This is a genomic window from Curtobacterium luteum, from assembly GCF_001475545.1.
GTDB classification, from domain to species: domain Bacteria; phylum Actinomycetota; class Actinomycetes; order Actinomycetales; family Microbacteriaceae; genus Curtobacterium; species Curtobacterium luteum_A.
In genome coordinates, this window is sequence record NZ_LDQC01000179.1 from 1 (window position 1) to 604 (window position 604).

Sequence of the window (604 nt, forward strand, 5' to 3'; positions counted from 1 at the left end):
TCTGGTCGGACTCGTCGCGGACCTTCGGCGTCACCCGGAACCCGAGGGGCTTGCCGCGGAACACGTTCTCGAAGGCGCTCGTCACCGACTCGATCCACACCGGGAACAGCGCGAGCGAGTACTGCTGCCCGCGCCAGGTCGGTCGGCCGGCGGCGACGACCCAGAACAGGAGCTGGTTGAGCACGAGGAACGGGATGAGCCGGGCGAAGAAGTCGACGCTGTAGGCCTGGACCGGGATCACCCCGAACGACAGGCAGAGCACCGGGGCGGCGATGTAGACGATCGCGGCGAAACCCGACAGGTAGCTCCACATCGTGGAGAAGTACATGAGCCGCTGGCCCCACGAGAGCCCCTTCTGGACGAGCGGGTTCTCGCGGAAGAACACCTGCATGGTGCCCTGCGCCCAGCGGAGGCGCTGCACGAGCATCGTCGGCAGGTCGTCCGGCGCGAGGCCGGTCGCGAGGATCTCGTCGTGGTAGGCCGACTTCCAGCCCAAGCCGTGGAGGCGCATCGCGGTGGCCATGTCCTCGGTGACCGAGATCGTCGCCAGCGGCATGATCGGCTGCGCCTCGTCGTCGCGGTTCACGTCGAGCGCGCGGGCGAG

General features: G+C 68.5%; 1 protein-coding gene. It reads right to left on the minus strand.

Translation table 11 applies throughout. The features are described 5' to 3' along the window. Positions 1–604, minus strand: a 604-nt coding sequence (locus tag NS184_RS17030) for a glycosyltransferase family 2 protein (RefSeq protein ID WP_275935042.1), incomplete at both ends; no start/stop codon positions are given.